At 42.1% G+C, this 22382-nt stretch carries 22 protein-coding genes; 15 read left to right on the forward strand and 7 right to left on the reverse strand.

Features of this window, described 5'->3' with window-relative positions; all coding sequences use genetic code 11:
- Window positions 1–207: 207 nt before the first annotated feature.
- Entirely contained in the window at window positions 208–1011 is an 804-nt protein-coding gene (gene recX, locus DFO72_RS17330; RefSeq protein ID WP_113883197.1) for a recombination regulator RecX, read from the forward strand.
- A gap of 18 nt (window positions 1012–1029) precedes the next feature.
- On the opposite strand, the gene DFO72_RS17335 is transcribed toward recX, so the two are convergent.
- On the reverse strand, window positions 1030–1701 hold the full coding sequence (locus DFO72_RS17335; RefSeq protein ID WP_113883198.1) for an SDR family NAD(P)-dependent oxidoreductase: 672 nt from the start codon (window positions 1699–1701) through the stop codon (window positions 1030–1032).
- A gap of 227 nt (window positions 1702–1928) precedes the next feature.
- On the opposite strand from DFO72_RS17335, the gene DFO72_RS17340 reads away from it, so the two are divergent.
- Complete coding sequence (locus DFO72_RS17340) at window positions 1929–2258, forward strand: YfhH family protein (protein WP_113883199.1); 330 nt, start codon at window positions 1929–1931, stop codon at window positions 2256–2258.
- 23 nt (window positions 2259–2281) lie between these two features.
- Here the strand turns inward: DFO72_RS17340 and DFO72_RS17345 are convergent, their stop codons facing one another.
- Both DFO72_RS17345 and DFO72_RS17350 read right to left on the reverse strand, forming a co-directional pair.
- Complete coding sequence (locus DFO72_RS17345) at window positions 2282–2440, reverse strand: YpzG family protein (protein ID WP_009335831.1); 159 nt, start codon at window positions 2438–2440, stop codon at window positions 2282–2284.
- A gap of 20 nt (window positions 2441–2460) precedes the next feature.
- On the reverse strand, window positions 2461–2631 hold the full coding sequence (locus DFO72_RS17350) for a small, acid-soluble spore protein K (RefSeq protein ID WP_009335832.1): 171 nt from the start codon (window positions 2629–2631) through the stop codon (window positions 2461–2463).
- Between the two features lie 128 nt (window positions 2632–2759).
- Between DFO72_RS17350 and DFO72_RS17355 the strand changes: the two genes are divergently transcribed.
- On the forward strand, window positions 2760–3029 hold the full coding sequence (locus tag DFO72_RS17355) for a YfhJ family protein (RefSeq protein WP_113883200.1): 270 nt from the start codon (window positions 2760–2762) through the stop codon (window positions 3027–3029).
- A 33-nt stretch (window positions 3030–3062) separates the two neighbouring features.
- Here DFO72_RS17355 and DFO72_RS17360 read toward each other — a convergent pair whose 3' ends face one another.
- Entirely contained in the window at window positions 3063–4043 is a 981-nt protein-coding gene (locus tag DFO72_RS17360) for a metal-dependent hydrolase (RefSeq protein WP_113883201.1), read from the reverse strand.
- Between the two features lie 241 nt (window positions 4044–4284).
- Between DFO72_RS17360 and mutY the strand changes: the two genes are divergently transcribed.
- A complete protein-coding gene (mutY, locus tag DFO72_RS17365) occupies window positions 4285–5385 on the forward strand; it encodes an A/G-specific adenine glycosylase (RefSeq protein ID WP_113883202.1) in 1101 nt (366 codons plus the stop codon).
- 31 nt (window positions 5386–5416) lie between these two features.
- Here mutY and DFO72_RS17370 read toward each other — a convergent pair whose 3' ends face one another.
- Window positions 5417–5641 (reverse strand): hypothetical protein, encoded by a 225-nt coding sequence (locus DFO72_RS17370; protein WP_113883203.1) that lies wholly within the window; start codon window positions 5639–5641, stop codon window positions 5417–5419.
- A gap of 391 nt (window positions 5642–6032) precedes the next feature.
- Here DFO72_RS17370 and fabL point away from each other — a divergent pair, with 391 nt between their 5' ends.
- The 10 genes from fabL to nikC all read left to right on the forward strand — a co-directional run bounded on the left by fabL (window position 6033) and on the right by nikC (window position 16270).
- A complete protein-coding gene (gene fabL / locus DFO72_RS17375; protein WP_113883204.1) occupies window positions 6033–6782 on the forward strand; it encodes an enoyl-[acyl-carrier-protein] reductase FabL in 750 nt (249 codons plus the stop codon).
- Window positions 6783–6869: 87 nt separating this feature from the next.
- A complete protein-coding gene (locus DFO72_RS17380; protein ID WP_035333109.1) occupies window positions 6870–7061 on the forward strand; it encodes a gamma-type small acid-soluble spore protein in 192 nt (63 codons plus the stop codon).
- Window positions 7062–7268: 207 nt separating this feature from the next.
- The gene (locus DFO72_RS17385) at window positions 7269–7520 is read left to right on the forward strand and encodes a YgaB family protein (RefSeq protein WP_113883205.1); all 252 of its coding nucleotides are present in this window, start codon (window positions 7269–7271) and stop codon (window positions 7518–7520) included.
- A 291-nt stretch (window positions 7521–7811) separates the two neighbouring features.
- Window positions 7812–8342, forward strand: coding sequence for a nucleoside tri-diphosphate phosphatase (gene ntdP, locus DFO72_RS17390; protein ID WP_113883206.1), 531 nt, complete (start codon window positions 7812–7814; stop codon window positions 8340–8342).
- Window positions 8343–8518: 176 nt separating this feature from the next.
- Window positions 8519–10267: an ABC transporter ATP-binding protein gene (locus DFO72_RS17395; protein WP_113883207.1), complete on the forward strand. Its 1749-nt coding sequence runs from the start codon at window positions 8519–8521 to the stop codon at window positions 10265–10267.
- A 320-nt stretch (window positions 10268–10587) separates the two neighbouring features.
- Window positions 10588–11604, forward strand: coding sequence for an ABC transporter ATP-binding protein (locus DFO72_RS17400; RefSeq protein WP_113883208.1), 1017 nt, complete (start codon window positions 10588–10590; stop codon window positions 11602–11604).
- A complete protein-coding gene (locus DFO72_RS17405; protein ID WP_113883209.1) occupies window positions 11579–12547 on the forward strand; it encodes an ABC transporter ATP-binding protein in 969 nt (322 codons plus the stop codon). Before DFO72_RS17400 ends, DFO72_RS17405 begins: the two co-directional genes overlap by 26 nt.
- A 76-nt stretch (window positions 12548–12623) precedes the next feature.
- Window positions 12624–14234, forward strand: coding sequence for an ABC transporter substrate-binding protein (locus tag DFO72_RS17410; protein WP_113883210.1), 1611 nt, complete (start codon window positions 12624–12626; stop codon window positions 14232–14234).
- 116 nt (window positions 14235–14350) lie between these two features.
- On the forward strand, window positions 14351–15355 hold the full coding sequence (locus DFO72_RS17415) for an ABC transporter permease (RefSeq protein WP_113883211.1): 1005 nt from the start codon (window positions 14351–14353) through the stop codon (window positions 15353–15355).
- A 54-nt stretch (window positions 15356–15409) separates the two neighbouring features.
- Complete coding sequence (nikC, locus tag DFO72_RS17420) at window positions 15410–16270, forward strand: nickel transporter permease (protein WP_050807843.1); 861 nt, start codon at window positions 15410–15412, stop codon at window positions 16268–16270.
- A 56-nt stretch (window positions 16271–16326) separates the two neighbouring features.
- Here the strand turns inward: nikC and DFO72_RS17425 are convergent, their stop codons facing one another.
- Window positions 16327–17406, reverse strand: a complete 1080-nt coding sequence (locus tag DFO72_RS17425; RefSeq protein ID WP_113883212.1) for an FUSC family protein — start codon at window positions 17404–17406, stop codon at window positions 16327–16329.
- Window positions 17407–17625: 219 nt separating this feature from the next.
- On the opposite strand from DFO72_RS17425, the gene DFO72_RS29565 reads away from it, so the two are divergent.
- Complete coding sequence (locus DFO72_RS29565; RefSeq protein WP_166672512.1) at window positions 17626–17790, forward strand: hypothetical protein; 165 nt, start codon at window positions 17626–17628, stop codon at window positions 17788–17790.
- Window positions 17791–17803: 13 nt separating this feature from the next.
- On the opposite strand, the gene DFO72_RS17430 is transcribed toward DFO72_RS29565, so the two are convergent.
- Window positions 17804–22276 (reverse strand): glutamate synthase-related protein, encoded by a 4473-nt coding sequence (locus tag DFO72_RS17430; protein WP_113883239.1) that lies wholly within the window; start codon window positions 22274–22276, stop codon window positions 17804–17806.
- Window positions 22277–22382: the final 106 nt, after the last annotated feature.

Here is a 22382-nt window from a genome sequence, read left to right on the forward strand (position 1 = left end):
TGATTGGAAGGTACCGACACCCCTGCAGGAGTAGCGGGACAGGTGAGACCCCGCAGACGCGGAGCGTCGAGGATGCTCACCGCCCGCCCCGCGGAAAGCGAGCAGCCTGGAGCGGAAATCAACGGTTAACATGGATAGGCGCAAAACATCAATTTATACGAAAAGAGCCTTTGGTTATGTTACATTTAAGAAAAGAGGTGGAGAAAAATGCCGATCATTACGAAAATCACATTTCAGAAAAAAAACACAGACCGCTACAATATATATATGGATTATGGGAAAGGTGAAGAATATGCATTTAGTGTGGATGAAGATGTGTTAATAAAACATCAGCTCAAAAAAGGAATGGAGCTGGATGAATTTTCACTAAATGAAATTGGCTATCAGGATGATATCCGGAAATCCTATAACATAGCTATTCAGTATTTATCCAGAAGGATGCGCTCAGAAACCGAAGTCCGCAAACATTTAGCTGGCAAAGAAGTTGAAGAACCGGTTATTCAGGAAGTTGTTCACAAATTGTATGATTACAAATTTTTGAACGATGAAGAATATGCAATTGCTTTTGTGCGTACACAAATGAATACATCAGATAAAGGGAAAGGATTAATCCGCACTGAACTAAAGGAGAAAGGGATATCCCTTAAATTAATCGATGAGGCGCTGGAGGTGTATCCAAGGGAAGCTGAATTAAGTACAGCAATAAGGCTGTGTGAAAAGCATGCACAGAAATATGCCCGTGATTCATCAAAGATCCTCAAACAAAAACTGGAACAGATGTTAATGCGTAAAGGTTTTAATTTTGACATCATTCAAGAAGCAGTATCTGAAACGGAGATTGAAAAAGAAGAAGATGAAGAATTGGCTGCCCTAAAGTACCAAGCGGAAAAAGCCAAAAGGAAATATGCTAACCTCCCTGAATTCGAATACAGGCAAAAAATGAAACAAGCCTTATTTAGAAAGGGATTTTCGTTCGATTTAATTGATCAATATTTAAGTGAAGGAGAATAACACATGGAAACCCATGTGTTATTTTTTAGATTCAATTACAATGGATTCTTCATCCAAATTATCCAGAATCATTACTGCTACTTCTTCAGGAGAACGAAGCCTGGATTTGTCTTTGATATGGTCGCCTTCATCCCAGAAGGGGGTATCCATTCCGCCCATATAAACGGCTTTAACTTTAATATCCGTGTCTTCGAGTTCCTTCTGAAGGCTCTCTGTAAAACCTCTTACAGCAAACTTGCTTGCTGCATACACTGATTCATTAACTTTTCCTTTTAAGCCAGCTGTCGAAATGATATTCATCAGCAAGCCGCCGTTTTTTTCTTTAAAATAAGGCAGAACAGCCTGAGTCATATAAATAGTGCCCAGCACGTTTGTTTGAAGCATATCCTGTATTTCCTGCTCTCCAAGATGGTCTAATGGCCCAAAATGTCCAACTCCAGCATTGTTAATTAGGCCGTAAAGTTCATGGCTTTGGATTTGAGCCATCAAGCTGCTGATCTCCTGGAGCTTTGTAATATCTAATGAAAAGGATTGAGCGCTTCCGCCAGCTTCATGAATCTCCTTTTCCACGCTTTGCAGTTTGTCCAAGGCCCTTCCTGTTAAAATAGTATGGAAGCCTTGTTTGGCAAATAATAAAGCAAGCTCTTTACCTAATCCGGACCCCGCGCCGGTAATGATGACAGACTTCATATGTTTCGCTCCTTTGAAGGTCTTATAAACACCATCTTAACAAAAAAGTCCAGTACTTGCGAAATGGTATAAAAAACAAATAGCAGGAGCCTTTTCTAAACAGGCATTTTCTCATATACTTAGTTATGTCAGAACGGAAATCAATGCACAATTAATAAACTGAACATAAATTTCAAGAATTAACTAAAACAATATACGATTATCTAGAGAAAGTAAGAGGGATTAATATGCAGGAGAAAAGGTACAGTACAATGACTACGTATGAGCTTCAGCAAGAAATTTCCAGCTTAAATGAAAAAGCAAGGAAAGCGGAACAGATGGGTATGGTAAATGAGTTTGCCGTTCTTGAGCGTAAAGTAATAATGGCGAAATCCTACCTGCTCAATCCTGATGATTTTTCCCCTGGAGAAATTTATGAAATCGACGGGGATCCCGGGGTTTACTTTAAAATTGAATATATGAATGGCGTGTTTGCCTGGGGATTCCGGCTAAATGGAAGCAAAGGTGAGGAAGCTTTGCCGATCTCCATGCTGAAAAAACTGGAAGAAAGAGGATGATGTAAACCATCCTCTTTCTGCTGTTACGAATTTTTGCGAATCTGCCGTTTTAAAATAATGAGGTCTTGAGTTTGCTGGGTCTCACCATTTACTTGTGAATGTGCACGTTTAGGCCTAAAGTGCGGTGAAGTAAATGGACTGGAATAAGGATTATCTCCAAAAAAGTTTTTGCTGTTTCCCATAACCAAGCCCTCCTCGTATTTTAAAATTCTGGTGTGTCACTTTCGCGGTTTGATGAAGCTCTCATTCGTTCCTGAGGGTGCGTATTAATTGTGCCATCAGCCCGGCGTGAAGCATATTCTGCTTTAGCCCGCGGCTCCCCCTCCAATTTTATATTGTTTTGATTTGGGAAATTTCTCGCTTTATTGCGCATAAGCAGCCTCCTAAACCGGAATAAGAGCGTGACCGGCAAATTTGCCAATCACGTAATACTATTATTTGTTTTTTTCGGAAGGCTATGAAGGATACAGGTTATTAATAAATGGTAATGAGGTGACTTTTATGAATGAGTACCAGCAAAAGCTTTATGAGCTTTTATTGAAAAAAAACAAAATGCTTTCAGCAAGCCAGGCCCAGACATGGATTGAGCTGCTCTGGGAAGATTTTGAAGCAACTTATGCTAAGGCTGGCAGAGAATATAAAGGTGCTGAAATGACAGAAAGAATCGTAAGTCAATGGGTAGAAAACCATGGAAGCAGGCTCCATGAATTTGTTGCTAATAATCCTAAATACAAGAATTTGCTCGAACAGGACATAAAAAAGCTGAATTGAAAACAGGCTGCCTATAATAGCAGCCTGTTTTCATTAGCCAGGAATGATATCCAGTTTTTTTCGAAGTTTTTCCTCACTGAAAATCCAGCCTGTATAGGATGATTGAATGTTAAACTCCCGATCGAGCTGGACCACGGCTACAAATGGATAGTGTCCATTGCTCCGGTAGCGAAGGTCAATAAATCGAACTTCATAATAATCATCATATTCATCCACTTCCCAGCGGTAAACTGGTGAGAAGGACAGGAATGCTGATAGATTTTTATCTTTCTTCGCGGCTTCAATTACAGGTGTTTCAGGAACGGGAACGCGATTAAATTGATCGAGAATCCTCACATGGTTTTTTACAGCACGCCCAACGAAAAATTGCTGCCTGCTCATCACGGCAACCCGCCATTGATTGAACCTCATGGTTGGGGCAATGATGATTTCTGTGGCATCGGGTATAATTACTTTTACAGCTCTCAGTACACTTCTCTGAGCCGCAAATCGAAAAAGATAATACACCACGATAATGCCATATATAATTAAGAATGTATAACCAGGATGAGCCCCGAAGGCCCATATAAATAATCCTGCGACATGGATCCCAAAAATGAAAGGGTCAAATGTGTTAATAATTCCCAATGCTACCCATTTGGATGAAAAGGGCCGAAGTGCCTGTGTTCCATAAGCATTAAATATGTCTACAAAAACATGCAGGAAAACAGCCAAAAAAGTCCACAGCCATAAATGAAGCAAATCTGCTGAAGGAAAAAATGGGTAAACAACTGCAAGTATGGCAAGAGGCCAAAGCAGCACTGCCGGTATGGAGTGGGTAATTCCCCTGTGATTGCGAATATATACAGCATTATTTCTTAGTTTTAAAACAGTATCTATATCTGGTATTTGTGAACCGACTATTGCTCCAATCATGACACTTGTTGCTGTAGCAGAACTCTCCGCAACAACGGGGTCAAGAGTGGCAATGCCGCCAATCGCCAGCCCCATAACTACATGTGTGCCGGTATCCAAGAGGAAAATACCTCCTTCCTTGGGACATGGTCTAGTGTTTGATTTAATCTATAGCGGACTTGATGGCCGCTTTTTTAGTGTATCAGCAAATTTCTTGTTTTAACAGCTGAATATGGGTACCTTTAAGGGAGTTGCTTAAATTGAAAAAAATGTTTAATCATCAAGAATTAGGGATTAAAGAAGCGACTGTACTAATATATTCCCATATTTTCCGATTGTTTAACATCAGGAGGATTAAAAATTGAAAGAAATTAGTCAAAATACGATTGAATCAGTTGATATAAATGGTTTTCAAGATGATTTGCTCAGGTGGTTTGAAGCTGAGCAAAGGGATTTGCCCTGGAGAAAGGACAAGGATCCTTACAAGGTTTGGGTTTCCGAGATTATGCTTCAGCAGACACGGGTGGATACCGTAATTCCTTATTTTCATCGCTTTATTGAACAGTTTCCGACTATAAAGGATCTTTCTGAAGCAGATGAAGAAAAGGTATTAAAAGCCTGGGAGGGTTTGGGCTATTATTCAAGAGCAAGAAACCTTCAGGCGGCTGTCCGGGAAGTTCATGAAAAATATGGCGGAAGAGTTCCAGATACACCAAAAGAAATTTCTTCATTAAAAGGAGTAGGACCTTATACAGCAGGAGCAATTCTCAGTATTGCTTACGGAATACCGGAACCGGCTGTGGATGGCAATGTCATGCGGGTCCTTTCGCGTATCCTCTCTATCTGGGATGATATCGCCAAGCCTTCTTCCAGGAAAATTTTTGAGTCTTCCGTCCGAAAATTAATTTCACATGAAAATCCATCCTATTTCAATCAGGCCCTCATGGAGCTTGGAGCATTAATTTGTACACCAACTTCACCTTCATGCTTATTATGTCCGGTGAGAGAGCATTGTACTGCTTTTTACGAGGGAACGCAGCATGAGCTGCCCGTAAAAACTAAAACAAAGAAGCAAAGAAATGTCCAATTAGCAGCAGCTGTCCTCATAGATGATCACGAAAGAATTTTGATACACAAAAGGCCTGGAAAAGGCCTTCTTGCTAATCTTTGGGAATTTCCGATGGCAGAAATCAATATTGCTTATGTAAGCGATAAAGACCAAATGAAAGATGTGTTCAGCACACAATTTGGCGCCAAAGTGGAAATACAGGAAATGACTGGGCAGATTGAACACGTTTTTTCCCATCTAACATGGAACATAAATGTGTATAAAGGAAAAATAATAAAACTCGAAAAAGAAAAAAGCGATTTGAAATTAGTCAGCCTTGAAGAAATTAAAGAATTTCCTTTTCCGGTTTCCCACCAGAAAATATGGAAGCAATATTTGGATAGCAGAGGATAGAGAAGGGGGCGTCCCCCCTTTTTCTATATGATTAATCGTAGCTTACCCGAGTTCCATGCGTATAATCAGCTTCCTGCCTTTTCAAGCCGCCGCGGTTTTCTATTTCTTCGATGATTTCCCTATGGATGGTTTGCCCTTCAGCATTTAAATAAGGCATGATCTGCTGAAATGAATGATGGTAAAAAGCAAGCTCACTTTCCTTCCAGTCCGATTTTGACATCATAGAAAGCTCGGTCATATCACGTCCGACAAACATTTGCCATCTTCCTTTCCTCATTTGGATTAAAGATAGTGTTTTAATTCGAATTGCCATATATACATGGAAAAAGCTAAAATGAAATCGGTAAGGGATTTTATTTAGGCTATTTCCTTATAGTTTGTTGCTGTTAAATTCAAACAACGTTTAACATGCAGAGTTGATTAAAGCGGAGGACACTAATGCTGACGCATTTCCTTCGTACGGAGTTCATTCGGTGTAGCTTATTAAATGTTCTTCGGGAGGCTCTCCTTCCTCCTCGCGGAAATCAACGGACGTTATTATTAGGCTATACAACAAACTAGAGAGAACAGCTCAATTTTTAAATTACCGGTATAACAATCCTTAAACAGTTTGGAACAGGAATACATAACAGAAAGGAAACTGGATCATGACACAAAAAGTAGCACTGATAACAGGAAGCAGCAGAGGAATTGGAAAGGCAACGGCCATCAGGCTTGCCAAAGAAGGCTATGATATTGTCATCAATTACGCACGCAGTAAATCAGCTGCAAATGAAACAGCAGCCGAAATCGAGGCACTTGGAAGAAAAGTCCTGGTTGTAAAAGCAAACGTAGGGGACGTAGAAAAAATTAAAGGGCTTTTCCAGGAGATTGACCGTGAATTTGGAAGGCTGGATGTGTTTGTAAACAATGCAGCATCCGGTGTACTGCGCCCGGCAATGGAACTCGAAGAATCCCATTGGGACTGGACGATGAATATTAACAGCAAAGCTCTGCTTTTCTGCGGACAGGAAGCTGCAAAGCTTATGGAAAAAAACGGCGGCGGGAAAATAGTAAGCATCAGCTCACTGGGGTCGATCCGCTATCTGGAAAACTATACGACTGTAGGGGTTTCCAAGGCGGCATTAGAAGCACTGACACGTTACTTGGCTATTGAATTGGCTCCCAAAAATATCGTCGTAAACGCTGTTTCAGGCGGTGCAGTTGATACTGAAGCACTAAAACATTTCCCTAACCGTACAGAGCTTCTCGAAGAAGCAAAGACCAAAACTCCTGCAGGGCGTATGGTGGAAATTGAAGATATGGTTAATACAGTAATGTTTTTGATAAGTGAGGAATCCAGCATGATCCGCGGTCAAACGATTATTGTGGATGGTGGTATTTCTCTGCTTGTTTAATGAAAAAAATGGATATCTTTGGTATTTAAAAAAGTTGGATAGTTTCCTCCGCTCTCGGTTAAATTAATGAGCGTGGAGGTGATTATAATGGCTAAACAACCAAACCAATCTCAAGCTGGAACTAACGTTCAAGAAGTGAGACAACAAAACGCACAATCTGCTGGACAAGGCCAATTCGGAACTGAATTTGCCAGCGAAACAAACGCTGCTGAAGTAAGACAGCAAAACCAGCAAGCTGAAGCTCGTAAAGGTCAAAATGCCGGCAAACAAAGCCGCTAATAACATTTAAAGAAAGAAGCCGCCTTTAATGGAAAGGGCGGTTTCTTCTTATTTGTGCGGATTAGAATTAAAGTCCCCAGTCAATTTTTTATCTCTGGCCATCTCTTCGACAAAACTTCCATAAAGTCAACATAACTAGTCAAAGGGTTAAAAAAAGGTGCATCGAAATATAGAGATAGGAAAAATAATAGGGACGGTGAAACAAACATGGAGAACTTTAACAGTTTAGTTTCAGAACAGATGAAAACGATGGAAAAGCTTCTTTATCTTCAAAGTGAATTGGAGCGCTGCCAAGAGATTGAAGAAGAATTGAAGGCAATTCAGCAGGAAACCGAGCTTGAAAGTGTACAGTATGAGATTTCAAGGATGAAAGAAGAACTGAAAGAAATTCATCGTATATTTGAGGAACAGACCGAAGAGGTCATCCGCTCCTATCAGGAAGTAAATGTAACTGTTTAAAAATAACAATCCTTCCCTAAATCCATCTGTTCTTCAATGCCTATAAAATCAGCTATATATCCTTTTTTAAAAGCCGTTGATACATTTCAATGGCTCTTTGTTTTAAAAATTTCCTTTTACCGTTATAATAGTAGAAAATAGGAATCGTACTTTGTTGCCTTTTTCTTTTGGATAGTATTGAGTCATGCTGTGCATTAAACGCCGGCATGAAGGGGAGGACGCCTATTAAATGGCGCCAAAAAAAGTATTTTCAGGTTGCAAAGCTTCCGGAATGGAAAGTAGGGGAAAAAAATGGCGGTACCCATCGAAGGCGAACCAATGCAAATACACAGCTATAAACATAATGGGCATATCCACCGCGTCTGGGAGGAAACAACCGTATTAAAAGGGACACAAAATTTAGTGATTGGCGGAAATGACCGGACAATCGTAACAGAATCTGACGGAAGAACATGGGTGACAAGAGAGCCAGCCATTTGTTATTTCCATTCACAGCACTGGTTTAATGTGATTGGAATGATTCGGGAAGATGGTGTTTATTATTACTGCAATATCAGTTCACCATTTATTTTTGACGGAGAAGCGTTAAAGTATATTGATTATGATCTGGATATTAAAGTGTATCCGGACATGACATTCAATCTGCTTGATGAAGATGAGTATGAACGGCACCGTCAGGAGATGAATTATCCCGATGTAATTGACAGCATCCTTAGATCGAATGTTGACAATCTCATCCATTGGATCCGTCAGAGAAAAGGTCCTTTTGCACCCGACTTTATTGATATATGGTATGAACGTTATCTTACTTACAGACGCTAAAAAATGGCTGAATGCCGAAAAAACGCCTGTTGGACCTTGAGTCAGCAGGTTTTTATTTTTGTTCAGATCTGCATGATTACCAGGTTTAGGGGTAAGTTTAAGAAAATAATTGGAAATATAGGCTGATAGTCCAAATTAAAGAAAGCTGCATGAAGAAGAGAGGGGGAGCGATCCGGTTGGACAGTATAAAGAGATATTTGAAATTCGTAAAGCCGTATCGGCTTCAGATTATCGGAACCATTATAATAGGCATCATTAAATTTGCCATTCCACTTTTGATTCCGCTTCTGATTAAGTATGTAATAGATGATATTATTGGTAATGAGGCATTGAGCAAGAGCGATAAGACCAGCACACTTTTAATGGTTATGGCTGTGATGATTGCTTTATTTGTCATCGCCCGTCCGCCAATTGAGTATTACCGCCAATACTTTGCCCAATGGGTGGCAAGCAAAATTCTATATGATATCCGGGATAAGCTTTTTACTCACATTCAAAAGTTAAGCTTCCGATTCTATGCAAATACAAGAACAGGGGAAGTAATCTCCAGGGTTATAAATGATGTTGAGCAAACCAAAACATTCGTAGTAACCGGTTTAATGAATTTATGGCTTGATGTGGCAACCATTTTAATTGCAGTTGTCATTATGCTGAATATGGATGTTACGTTGACGATTGTGTCTCTGCTTCTATTTCCATTCTATGCTTTCTCAGTCAAATACTTTTTTGGGAACCTCAGAAAGCTGACAAGGGCCCGTTCACAGGCCCTAGCAGAAGTACAGGGCTATCTGCATGAACGTGTTCAGGGGATGGCAGTTGTTAAAAGCTTTGCAATTGAAGATTATGAGCAAACCCAATTTGATGCGCAAAATAAAAATTTCCTGACTAAAGCGATTGACCATACGAAGTGGAACGCAAAGGCATTTGCAGTTGTTAACACCATTACAGATATTTCACCGCTTTTAGTAATTGGCTATTCAGGATATCAGGTTATCCAGGGGGAAATTTCTCTCGGTGTTATGATGGCGTTTGTCGCTTATATAGATAGATTGTACGGTCCGCTGAGAAGGCTTGTTAACTCATCAACAACCTTAACTCAATCGATAGCATCCATGGATCGTGTATTCGAGTTAATTGATGAGAAATATGATATAGACGACTCTCCTGATGCAATCCAATGCCAGAATGTTAAAGGGCATATCCAATTTGAAGAAGTGAGCTTTTCCTACAATGAGAATGAGCCTCCGGTATTAAAGGAAATAAATCTTGATGTATCAGCAGGGGAGACAATTGCCCTTGTTGGGATGAGCGGAGGAGGGAAGTCCTCATTAGTAGGGCTGATTCCGCGTTTTTATGACGTCAACGAAGGCAGAATCCTGCTTGATGGCACTGATATCCGTTCGTTTAAAGTCAGGAGCCTTCGCGATAAAATTGGCACGGTGCTGCAGGATAATATTCTGTTCAGCGAATCGGTTAAAACAAATATTCTTCTCGGCAAGCCCGATGCCAAGGAGGATGAAGTAATAGAAGCTGCCAAGGCTGCCAATGCCCACGAATTTATTATGAATTTGCCTGAAGGATATGATACCAAGGTAGGCGAGCGCGGTGTGAAACTCTCGGGTGGGCAAAAGCAGCGGATCGCCATTGCGAGAATTTTTTTGAAAAACCCGCCGATCCTTGTGCTGGACGAAGCCACTTCAGCCCTTGATTTAGAGAGTGAACATCTTATACAGGAAGCATTGGAAAAATTGGCTAAAGACCGCACGACTTTTATCGTGGCTCATCGCCTTTCCACCATCACTCATGCGGATAGAATTATCCTGATAGAGCATGGTGAAATTTCTGAAGCGGGAAGCCATGAAGAATTAATGAAAAACCAGGGTAATTATTATAAGCTTTTTCAGGTTCAGCAGCTTGAAAATTAGGTTTAGGAGCCGGCTCTATTACAGGGCCGGCTTTGTTGTGCACTTTTTTATAGCAATGCGTTAAATTACTATAGTGTTAAAACAGCTGCCAGCAAATAAAGGTAATTAATCTCCATCTTTTTCATAAATATTAGTAGGATATTACTTACAAAATCATATCTAAAAATATATAATGTTTACTATATTTAAATAATTTAGAAAAATGAGTAGACTTAACCAATCTTTTTTTATAGAATGAAAAAAAGATAGTGACCTAAGGTCTAAAAATGTTAAAAATGTCCCATTTCATAGAAAAGGACGATCAAGAAAGGAGTATCCGTGTGACTCAAGCTCCAGTATTAGATGTAAAGCAGCTGAGGACTTCCTTTTTTTCATCAGATGGAGAAGTTCCCGCCGTGGACGATATCAGCTTCTCGGTTCACAAGGGTGAAGTTCTTGGAATTGTAGGTGAATCGGGCTGCGGAAAGAGTGTTACATCTCTCTCCATTATGAAGCTGATCCCACAGCCCCCCGGAAAGATTGTGGGCGGTGAAATTCTCTTGGATGGAGAAGATCTTGTTAATGCATCAGAAAGAAGAATGCGTGAAATAAGAGGCAATGAAGTGGCTATGATTTTCCAGGAGCCGATGACTTCATTAAATCCGTTATTTACAATTGGAGATCAGCTGGTAGAAGGAATCAAATTACATAAAAAATTAAAAAAGAAGACCGCGAGCCAGCAGGCAGTTGAAATGCTGAAGCTTGTTGGACTGCCAAGGGCAGAGCAGATTATGAAGGAATATCCCCATCAGCTGTCGGGGGGAATGAGGCAAAGGGTAATGATTGCCATGGCTTTGTCCTGCCATCCGCGCCTTTTGATTGCGGATGAGCCGACGACCGCTTTGGACGTTACAATTCAGGCCCAGATTCTATCTTTAATGAAGGATCTAAATGAAAAACTGGATACAGCCATTATTATGATCACTCATGATTTAGGGGTAGTAGCTGAAGTCTGTGAACGGGTAATTGTTATGTATGCCGGGAAAATAGTGGAAGAGGCTACGGTAGAAGAGATATTCAAGAACCCAAAACACCCTTATACCCAGGGACTTCTTCAATCCGTTCCTGATGTAAGAGAAAAGAAGGAGCGTCTATATTCCATACCGGGAAATGTCCCAAAACCGGGCTCCATCAAGACTGGATGCCGTTTTGCAGCGCGCTGTGAATTTGTCCATGACCGCTGCATGACGGAAAGTCCTCCGCTTTACAATGTCGAAAAAGCAGAGCAGCATACGGTGCGCTGTTTTCTGCATGAGTCTGGGGGTGTCATTAATGACCGAAGTGCTGTTGGAAGTTAATCAGTTAAAAAAGTATTTTCCAGTATCCGGCGGCCTGTTTGGAAAAAAACTAGGCGATGTGAAAGCAGTTGACGATATCAGCTTCTTCGTCAATAAAGGGGAAACGCTTGGATTGGTTGGTGAATCAGGATGCGGCAAATCAACTACAGGCAGAATGCTGATGCGCCTGATAGAACCAACAGAGGGAAAAGTAGTTTTTGAAGGAAAGGATCTGACTGCCCTTAACTCGGCGGAAATGCGCAAAATGAGAAAGGAAATGCAGATGGTATTCCAGGATCCTTTTGCTTCCTTAAATCCGCGCCATACAGTTGAGCAGATTTTGGAGGAACCTCTCATTGTCCATGGCATCGGTAATAAAGAAGAGCGTAAAAAGAGGGTAAGGGAGATGCTGGAGGTTGTCGGCCTCAGCAGCTACCATGCCAAACGCTATCCGCATCAATTCAGTGGCGGCCAAAGGCAGAGGATTGGTATTGCAAGAGCATTGATGACCAAGCCAAAGCTGATCATTGCAGATGAGCCTGTTTCAGCTCTTGATGTATCCATTCAATCACAGGTGCTCAACCTGCTGGAAGATCTGCAAAAGGATTTCCAGCTGACGTATATATTCATTGCCCATGATCTCGGGGTAGTTAAACATATCAGTGATAGAGTCGGTGTTATGTATCTTGGAAGATTAGTAGAAATCACAACATCTGACCAGCTCTACGATAAACCGCTGCATCCGTATACAAAGGCTTTGCTTGGTGCAGTTCCCATCCCTGATCCGACTTTAAAGAAAGACAGGGAGCTATTAACTGGGGACATTCCAAGTCCGCAGAATCCGCCAGCTGGATGTGCATTCCATACAAGATGCAAAGAATGCATGGAGGTCTGCAAAACAGAGAGGCCACAGCTGAAGGAAATAGAACCAGGTCACTTTGCTGCCTGCCATCTTTATAGCTGAGCTCTAAAAGTGGCAGAACTGCATGGATGATAAATAGGTTAATAGCCGATACCGGCAAGAAAAAAGGGGGAAAACAATGAAAAAGCGCAATGGCATTTGGTTCCTTGTTGCAGCTTTGCTTCTGTCACTGGCTCTGGCCGGCTGCAGCAGCAACTCAAGCAGCGGAACGAAAGACGAAAAGGATAATGAGAAAGGTACAGATACAGAAGAAACGTCTTCAGGCGGCACATTAGTATTTGGCCGCGGCGGTGACTCTACTTCGCTTGATCCCGCAATCACAACAGAAGGTGAATCTTTTAAAGTTACAAAAAACATCTATGAAACTTTGATTGAATTTGGTGAGCAGGATACAGAAATTCAGCCTGGCCTTGCTACTGAATGGGATTCAAGTGAAGATGGGCTAAAGCATACATTGAAGCTTCGAGAAGGTGTTAAGTTCCACGATGGAACCGATTTCAATGCTGAAGCGGTTGTCTTCAACTTTGAAAGATGGAAAGCGGGAAGCGCTGAGCAATTCTATTACTATAACTCACAGTTTGGAGATAAAATCTCTGAAGTTAAAGCTGTAGACGATTACACAGTTGAATTTATTTTAAACAAGCCAATCGCACCATTCTTAAAGAACCTTGCAATGTCTCCATTTGGAATTGCAAGCCCGGATGCGATTGAAAAACACGGTGATAAATTCCTTCACAACCCGGTTGGTACAGGTCCATTTGTATTCAAAGAATACAAAGCCAACGACCGCATCACACTTGTAAAAAATGAGGAATATTGGCAGGAAGGCCTTCCAAAGCTTGATCAGGTTATCTTCCGTGTCATTCCTGAAAACTCTGCCCGCCTGAACGCTTTGGCTACAGGCGAAGTAGACTTAATCGATGGTGTTAACTTCAGTGATGTTGGCCAAATCGAAGGAAACCCGGACCTTCAGACTTTTGAACGTCCATCATTAAACGTTGCTTACCTTGGATTGACAAGCACCCGCGGACCATTAAAAGATAAGAAGGTCCGCCAGGCATTGAACTATGCTGTTGATAAGCAAGCTCTAATTGATGCTTTCTATGCTGGTGCAGCTGAGCCAGCGAAAAACCCAATGCCTTCAGTTGTAGCGGGTTACAATGATGACGTTAAAGATTATGAGTATGATCCTGAAAAAGCTAAGGAGCTTTTAAAAGAAGCGGGATATGCTGATGGTTTTGAAATGGAACTATGGGCGATGCCGGTTCCTAGACCATATATGCCGGATGGACAAAAAGTTGCTGAGGCACTTCAAGCCAATTTTGATGCAATTGGTGTTAAAGCAAAAATCGTCACTTATGAGTGGGGTACTTACCTGGATAAAGCCAAGAATGGTGAAGCTGACACCTTCCTATTAGGATGGACTGGCGACAATGGGGATGCTGATAACTTCCTATATGTACTTCTTGACCAGGACAGCATCGGTTCTAACAACTACTCTTACTACCAGAACCCTGAAGTGCATGAATTGCTTGTAAAAGCCCAGGCTAGTGCAGACCAGGCAGAGCGTGAAGAACTTTACAAACAGGCTCAGGTTCTGATCAAAGAAGATGCTCCGTGGATTCCGCTTGTTCACTCAAGACCAATCCTTGCGGGCAAGGCTGATATCACAGGCTTCAAGCCGCACCCAACAGGCTCTGATTTACTCGCAACTGTAGAATTTAAATAAGAGGCTTCGAGTGAGATAAGTATACTTCTTATATTCAAGGAAAAGGGAGTACAGTTCTGTAGCTCCCTTTTCTATTCCAACAAATCTAGACAACCTTCAAGAGAGGTGAAATGACAATGCTGTCTTATACACTAAAACGTTTGTTTTCCCTTATTCCTGTTCTTCTGGGGCTCTCCCTTATCGTCTTTTTTATGATTCGGGCAATTCCTGGTGATCCAGCACAGATTATCTTAGGACAATTGGCAACAAAAGAAGCAGTAGAGGAATTAACGAAGCAGCTGGGGCTTGATCAGCCTTGGTACCTTCAATATTTTACATACCTTGGCGGGCTTTTTACGGGGGATCTTGGAGAATCACTCCGTACTAAAACAGAAATAAGCCAGGAAATTTGGCCGTATCTGGCTGCAACAATTGAACTTACATTCGTTGCCATGTTAATCGCTGTTTTTATCGGTGTGAATGCCGGAATCATCAGTGCATGGTATCAGAATTCCTGGTTCGATTATGTGGCAATGGTACTTGCGCTTATTGGTGTTTCCATGCCAATCTTCTGGCTTGGTTTAATGGAGCAGTGGGCATTTGCCATTAAGCTGGACTGGCTTCCTACATCGGGAAGAGAAGAAGTAAGAAATCCGATTACGGCCATTACGAACATATATATGATTGATACCCTCCTGCAGGGAAGAATGGATCAATTCTGGGATGTTATCAGACACTTGATTCTGCCGGCATTTGCCCTGGCAACAATTCCAATGGCGATCATTGCGAGAATTACACGTTCTACGATGCTTGAAGTAATGAGATCTGATTTTGTCAGGACGGCGAGGGCAAAAGGCTTAAGAATGTTCTGGGTCGTTTATAAGCACTCATTAAAGAATGCCATCATTCCAGTTCTAACGATTATCGGTCTTCAAATGGGATTATTGCTTGGAGGAGCTATTTTAACAGAGACGATTTTCAGCTGGCCGGGAATCGGACGTTATATTTATGAGGCTATCAATTATCGTGACTATCCTGTTATCCAGTCAGGCATACTTGTCATTGCATTTATCTTTGTCATGATCAATCTAATTGTGGACTTGCTGTATGCAGCAATCGATCCGCGCATTAAATATAATTAAGGAGGGGGAACGGACTTGGAACTTTCAACACAAAAAGACCTTCAGCCGCCTATTATGCCAGCTGAAGAAAAAGCAGTTTCCCCCTGGGTGGAAGCATGGAGGAGCTTTAGAAAAAATAAACTGGCTTTAATCGGCACCATTATTGTATTATTCTTCATTCTTCTGGCCGTATTTGCACCGCTTATTGCTCCGCAGGGAATTAATGAGCAAATGCTGTCAAAAAGGCTTCAGGCACCATCAGGCGAGCATTGGTTTGGAACGGATGACTTCGGCAGGGATATCTTCTCAAGGGTTGTTTATGGGGCAAGGATCTCCTTATGGGTCGGGTTTCTGGCCGTAATCGGATCTATTGTAGTTGGCTGCCTTTTAGGTGTAGTGGCAGGATATTATGGCAAATGGGTTGATACGATTATCTCCCGTATTTTTGATATCATGCTTGCTTTCCCAAGTATTTTGCTGGCCATTGCGATTGTGGCAGTGCTTGGCCCATCATTGAGAAATGCCCTGATTGCCATTGCGGTAATCAATATTCCTAACTTTGGCAGACTTATCCGTTCAAGGGTGCTGAGTGTAAAACAGGAGGAATATATAATGGCCGCAAAAGCGATCGGAATGAGCAACAGCCGGATTCTCTTCAGGCATGTGCTGCCAAATAGCATGGCTCCGATTATTGTACAGGGAACACTTGCCATCGCAACAGCAATCATTGAATGTGCTGCCCTTGGATTCCTTGGCCTCGGTGCAGAGGCGCCTAATCCTGAATGGGGAAAAATGCTCTCTGATGCTAAGGCATATCTAATACAGGCTCCATGGACGATGATTTTCCCTGGGCTTGCGATTATGCTTACGGTTCTAGGTTTTAACTTAATGGGTGATGGATTAAGGGATGCACTTGATCCAAGAATGAAGAATTAACAAAAAAGCAGCTGAAATCAGCTGCTTTTTCCTATGAATGTTAGTTTTCCTCCGGTCTATTCGGAGTTCTCCGGTATTGAAACCTCATTTTCCTCTTTATGATATGCCTGAAAACTGGATATAAGTTTATCAAGGTGTTCCACATGTTCATCGTAATCAACAATAGCTGATACAACTTGCATGATATGCGGGAGAATGGACTCTTCATCATGCTCATACCCTTTTTGCTGAGCCAGGAAAAGGTTCACCAGTTCCTTTCTGCTCAGGCTGAAGTCGCCTTCCTCAAAAACTACATTCGGTCGAACTTTCCCAATAAATTTAAGCATGACGTGTTCATGATAATGGATAAGGATATCAAGCTGCTGCTGAACTGCATGCTGAAATTCCTCTGGCATTTGCTGCAGATCATTTTCATAGCGGTGAAGCTTTTTTAACGTTTCCAGCGAGCGTTTAACAGTCGAGATCATTTGCCTATAAATAACGAGTTTTCTGGACTTAACCTGATCATTGCGTTTAAAATAATTTCTTTCCTCTTTATACATCAAGTACAGCTGATCAAGCTTCACATTGCTTTCTTTCATTTTATCAATATCGTTTTTGAGCAGCTTGTGTTCAGACGCATGCCGTATATTTAGCCTGATCCATTTAGTAATTTCCTCTGTGCTATTGGATATTTTAAAATAAAGCTTATTCTCATATTTAGGAGGAAGAAATACAAGGTTAACGATAAAAGCCGATAATACACCAAGCATAATGGTTGAAAAACGAATAAGTGCAAACTGCAAAAAGGTATCGCCCGGTGTTTCCATAATGGCAATCAGGGTTACAAGTGACAGTCCAATAGTGTTTTCGATTTTAAGCTTTAGATTGATCGTGATAACAATAATAGCTGCCAGACCAATAATGAAGACATCGTTGCCGAATAATAGCACGAATATCACGGCAATTAATGCACCGATCGCATTACCCTGGATCTGTTCAACAATAGATAGATAAGATCTGTAAATAGTCGGCTGAACGGCAAAGATAGCTGCAATTCCTGCAAAGATAGGAGCAGGCAGATGAAAGAGTTCCGATAAAAAAAGAGCCAGAATGATTGCGATCCCCGTCTTAAGTATGCGGGCGCCAAGTTTCATACAATAAATGTCCTTTCTTTCATTAAGATTTTTTATCTTGTGGTTCATTAAAAAGCAAGTTGAATTAAATCGTAATTACAGTAATTATAAATACTTTAAACGGTTTTGCTCATTATTAAACAATATTGTACTATACAGGGATATGGAAAGAAGTTCAAGGGGCATTTTCATGAAATTTTTATTAAAAGTTATTAAAAAAGATATGAGTCCCCAAATGAAGTGAAAAGTTCAAGAAAACGGATAAAAGTGCCGCAGGGCGAAGCCAGGAAACAGGAGGGGTACTTAAGTGTCGGAATCGTGCCGCTGGGCAGCCAGGAGCCAAAACAGAATAAAGAAGCCAAACTAAAACTAAAAGCCCCATCCGCAGAAACGGATGGGGCTTGATTGGTACAGAACATCACTCTGTGGAAACAGAAGGATCTGCTTGTTCTTTGACTGGAATGACCTGAACGAAGTGGTCTTCTGGATGATTAAGAAGGGAAGCAAGCTTTAAAGCTTCCTCTTCCTGGCCTTGATCTTTCAACAATGCAACGTATTGGCCGAGCAGATCTTTTACATCTTCCTTTCCTTTATCTGAAAGAGAAGTAACAGAGACTTTTGCTCCCTTGGCAATTCTGCGCTGGATGGCTTCTTTTGTTAAGCCCATTTCCGGCTGGTGTCTTAAGTAAACAACACCGCCTGTCATTCCTGCGCAGATCCATGGACCAGCATCTCCCAGGACTAGGCCTCGGCCATTAGTCATATACTCAAAGGCAAATCCTTTAATATTCGCATTTGAACCGATATTGCCGTATTCCTTTTCCGGCAGCGGCTTTTCCAGCAGGCCGCCGATAATCATATCTGCTCCAGATAATCTGATTCCGGCACGGGCGTCAGCGTTTCCTTGAGCCACAAGCAAACCTTGCTGAGCGCCATAACCAAAGCCTTTACCAACAGAGCCATTATAAAACTTGCCATTCTTGCCTTTTGCTTTAAAGATTTTGATTTGTCCGCCGAAAGAAGTTTTTCCGATGCCATCCTGTGCTCCTCCAGCAACTTCGATGTTGATGCCGAAGCTGTTGTAAGCTCCAAGGCCGTTGCCCGGGATGGATCCGCCTTTGTATTTCAAGTCAACTTGCGGAAGAGTTTTATAAGAACCGTCGAGTCTGTCTCTTACACGGTGGCAGGACACTCGGCTTCCCAGTACTCGCTGCTCGGAAGTGATGCTATGGAACTCACGTGACTGATGTAATTCTTCCACACTTGCGTCCAGATACTCTGCTCCAACAGCTACTTGCAGCTGGGCTTCCTGCAGGGCTTCAGGTGTTTCCTGAACAGAGAATTGGCCGATTTCAAGTGTTTTCAGAAGGTGAGTCAGATCAAGCTGATCCTGGCCCTTAATCTGTACAAGCAGGTCAGAACGCCCTACTGCATCCTGCAGGTTTTTTACACCAATTGAAGCTGCCAATGCTTTCAGTTCGTTGCCAAAAGCAGTAAACAGGTTCATGATGCCCTGGACAGCAAGGTCAAATTGACGTGGAACAAACCTTCTTAAACCATGTTCCTTTGCTTGGGCTTCTGAATCAATTTGTGTTGCAATACCGACATGGCAAGTATCAAGATGGCAGCCGCGGCATGTCGTACAGCCGATAGCAAGCATGGAAAGTGTACCAAAGCCTACACGGTTAGCACCTAGCAGCATAACCTTTAATACGTCTGCTGCACTCTTGATTCCTCCATCAGCCCAAAGCTCCACATTATCGCGGATTCCTGCTTCCAGCAGGGCATTGTGGGCTGCCTTAACACCAATTTCAACCGGAAGACCTACGTGCTGCAAGGCATGAATTCTTGCTGCACCTGTACCTCCGTCAAAACCGCTCAGTGTGATAATATCGGCGCCAGCTTTTGCAATTCCGACTGCGATGGTTCCAATATTCGGCACAACTGGCACCTTTACAGCAACTTTAGCTTTGTCATTGGCTGTTTTAAGCTCGTGAATCATCTGTGCCAAATCTTCAATCGAGTAGATGTCATGATTGTTCGAAGGTGAAATCAAATCCGATCCAATTGTTGCATTACGTGCTTCAGCAATTTTTGCAGTTACCTTGGAACCGGGAAGGTGGCCTCCTTCACCAGGCTTTGCACCCTGGCCTATTTTTATTTCCAGCAGGTTGGATGAATTAAGGAGCTCGGCATTAACACCAAATCGTCCTGATGCTACCTGCTGTCCGCGGGTTCTCGGATATTTTCCAAGCATATCCTTGATTTCTCCGCCTTCGCCGTTCAGGCTGACCATGTTCAAGCGGTCAGCACCTTCAGCATAGGCTCTGAAGGCTGTTTCATTCTGAGACCCAAAGGACATGGAGGAGATGACAAATGGCAGGTCATGCTCGCCCACATTTAAGCTGATATCCTCAGGGTTTAGATGAGAAGCAGTTTCCTTAAATCCGGTTAAATGACGGATTGTTGTTGGATTCTGGTCTTCCTGTTCTGTGATTTTTTCCTTATATGCATTGTAGTCACCAGTGGAGGCAACTTCGCCGATCGCTTTCCAGATGCGAGGGAAAAGGCTGAATGTTTTTCCGATCCGCTCTTTTTCATTCTGGTAATCTTCTGCTCTTGCAAATGCATCTTCTTTTAAAGCGCTAAAGCTAAATGAAAGCTCTTTAGATCCGAAGAAGTTTACTATATTCAGGTATTCGGCTAATTCTTCGTGAAGACCAATGGCAGAGAATAAACGTCCATAGCCTCTTAATTCATGAATGCCGATTGTTGAAATGACTTTTTCAAGTCCTTTAGTCAGAGCTGAGTATAAATTCTTCAGCGGTGTTTCAGATTCGCCAAGAACTGTCATAAACATATAATAAGGACTTATAATATCAGCGCCTAAACCGAATGCTGTGATGATATCATGAAGCGATCTGATTGATGCTGAGCGCAGCAATAGGGAACATTCACGGCGCATAGCCTCTTTTACAAGAGCTTGATCGATTGCAGAGACCGCCAGGTGCGGATCAATCCAGTAAGCATCCTCCAGATGAGCATTGGCGTCGTCTAGTACAAGCAGGGTTTTGCCATTTTTGACAGCATCAACTGCTTCTGCTGATAAACGGTCTAAAGCTTCTTTTACCGTTTCATCTTTCGTAAATGTGGTAGACAAATAAGAAATCAGTTTTTGTTCTTGATAGAAGCAGGTTACCTGGTCGTAGCTCGGCTGATTTAGTTCATCGGAACAATCATAGCCTGCTTTGCCTTCTATCAAAATAGGAGTCTGTAATTCAATTACGGCCCCTGGCTCCTGTTTTTCAAATAAAGAAGGACGCTGGCCAATAATCGTGCGGGTTGAGAAATGCTCAGTTTCCCGGTCACGGTCAATGGCAGGGTTTGTAACAACAGCAACACTTTCCTTAATAAAATCTGCGATGTTTTTCCGCTGAGGATTTAATGCTGCTAAAGGGGAGTCGTGTCCAAGGGACCGAATTGGCTCCGCTCCTTTTTCTGCCATTTGTTCTACCAGCTGGACATGGTCTCTCTCCCAGCCGAAAGCTTTATACTGCCCGTTATGAATCTTATCCGGATAGTTTACAGAGATGGTTTTCTCCAGTTTAGGAGATTGCAGGCGAATCCGGAAGTTATCAGAGTTCACTCTCTTTGAAAATCTGTCAAAAACTTCAGCCTGATAATGGCTGTGTTCGTATACGGCAAGTGTATCTCCGTCCCATTTTAAACCAACTTTTTCACCCGGTGAAAGCGGCTTAGGTTCATTTACATATTCACTGGATGAGATGATACCAGGCTCAGAAGAGAACAGATAAGAACTTTCAGTTTCCAGCATCCAAAGCGGGCGGAGACCCAGCGCATCGACACTGAAAACAGCCTCATCGGCAAATCGGGAAATAATTCCTGCTGGACCTTGAGCAAAATGTCCCCATGCTTCACGGATATAGGCGTACATATCCTGAAGGTGATCAGGGTATGATTTAATTTCATTCACGATAGGCGGGAACATAACATCCATTGCTTCAAACAGGGTAAATCCATCCCTGCAGATAAACGTTTCAAGTGTTCTGCTCAAATCCTGAGAATCACTGCCGTCTTTTACAAGCGGAACGCCAACCATTTTGGCTTCATCCCTAAGCTTGGCAATCGTGTTGATTTCTCCGTTATGTCCTAACACACTAAAAGGCTGTACGCGGAAAAAGCTTGATAATGTGTTAGTGGAATAGCGATTGTGCCCAAGCGTCATTGTTGACGCAACAAGCGGGCTCGCTAAATCATGATAGTATTTAGGCAGAATGTCTCCCGCTCCCATTACTTTGTATACAGCATGATGCTGGCTAAGGGAAGCGACATGAACATGTTCGTCTTCTTCAAAGTCAACAATTAATTCAAACAGCTTTTTGGAAAGCTCTCCGCCATTCTCCTCTGCTAAACAGGCAAACTGCCAGAATACAGGATTTTCCTGGATGGCAATGGGACCTAAAGCTGAGGACTCGGTTACTTCGTCAGATGCATAAATAACCATTAGATTTGCGTCAGCAAGCTTTTGCAGCAATATGGCTTTAAGTGATTCCGTATCCTGCTTTCTGGACATAAACACATGTCCAACGACAAATCCTTCCTTGTCTGCTGCTTTAGAATCTGCTCCTGCTTCCTTTAACTTTTCTTTCCATAGCTCTCTTGGGATATCAATATGAATCCCTACACCGTCGCCTTCTCCATTAATAAAACCGGCACGGTGATTCATCGTAACAAGTGCGTTGATACAGCTGAAAATATTTTCGCGGGTTGGGACTTTCTGTTTCTCCATTGCAGAAACAATGCCGCAAGCATCGTGCTCCTGACGGTGAAACTCTTTAAAAAGTGAAGGACTCCATTGCTGTAATGTCATAAAATTCGGCTGAAAATAAGGCTGTGCCTTAAAGCCGTTCACCTCCTGAAAAATAGTAATCTATAAAAATTTAATGTTTACGGGTTTTAAATGAGGCTGCTGCAAA

This window comes from Cytobacillus oceanisediminis, assembly GCF_004366035.1.
In the GTDB taxonomy this organism is placed as follows: domain Bacteria; phylum Bacillota; class Bacilli; order Bacillales; family Cytobacillaceae; genus Cytobacillus; species Cytobacillus oceanisediminis_C.

Coding starts and splice junctions, on each gene's coding strand:
- recX (WP_113883197.1), top strand. CDS start 208: ATGCCGATCATTACGAAAATCACATTTCAGAAAAAAAACACAGACCGC.
- DFO72_RS17335 (WP_113883198.1), bottom strand. CDS start 1,701: ATGAAGTCTGTCATCATTACCGGCGCGGGGTCCGGATTAGGTAAAGAG.
- DFO72_RS17340 (WP_113883199.1), top strand. CDS start 1,929: ATGCAGGAGAAAAGGTACAGTACAATGACTACGTATGAGCTTCAGCAA.
- DFO72_RS17345 (WP_009335831.1), bottom strand. CDS start 2,440: ATGGGAAACAGCAAAAACTTTTTTGGAGATAATCCTTATTCCAGTCCA.
- DFO72_RS17350 (WP_009335832.1), bottom strand. CDS start 2,631: ATGCGCAATAAAGCGAGAAATTTCCCAAATCAAAACAATATAAAATTG.
- DFO72_RS17355 (WP_113883200.1), top strand. CDS start 2,760: ATGAATGAGTACCAGCAAAAGCTTTATGAGCTTTTATTGAAAAAAAAC.
- DFO72_RS17370 (WP_113883203.1), bottom strand. CDS start 5,641: ATGTTTGTCGGACGTGATATGACCGAGCTTTCTATGATGTCAAAATCG.
- fabL (WP_113883204.1), top strand. CDS start 6,033: ATGACACAAAAAGTAGCACTGATAACAGGAAGCAGCAGAGGAATTGGA.
- DFO72_RS17380 (WP_035333109.1), top strand. CDS start 6,870: ATGGCTAAACAACCAAACCAATCTCAAGCTGGAACTAACGTTCAAGAA.
- DFO72_RS17385 (WP_113883205.1), top strand. CDS start 7,269: ATGGAGAACTTTAACAGTTTAGTTTCAGAACAGATGAAAACGATGGAA.
- ntdP (WP_113883206.1), top strand. CDS start 7,812: ATGGCGGTACCCATCGAAGGCGAACCAATGCAAATACACAGCTATAAA.
- DFO72_RS17405 (WP_113883209.1), top strand. CDS start 11,579: ATGACCGAAGTGCTGTTGGAAGTTAATCAGTTAAAAAAGTATTTTCCA.
- DFO72_RS17410 (WP_113883210.1), top strand. CDS start 12,624: ATGAAAAAGCGCAATGGCATTTGGTTCCTTGTTGCAGCTTTGCTTCTG.
- DFO72_RS17415 (WP_113883211.1), top strand. CDS start 14,351: ATGCTGTCTTATACACTAAAACGTTTGTTTTCCCTTATTCCTGTTCTT.
- nikC (WP_050807843.1), top strand. CDS start 15,410: ATGCCAGCTGAAGAAAAAGCAGTTTCCCCCTGGGTGGAAGCATGGAGG.
- DFO72_RS17425 (WP_113883212.1), bottom strand. CDS start 17,406: ATGAAACTTGGCGCCCGCATACTTAAGACGGGGATCGCAATCATTCTG.
- DFO72_RS17430 (WP_113883239.1), bottom strand. CDS start 22,276: ATGACATTACAGCAATGGAGTCCTTCACTTTTTAAAGAGTTTCACCGT.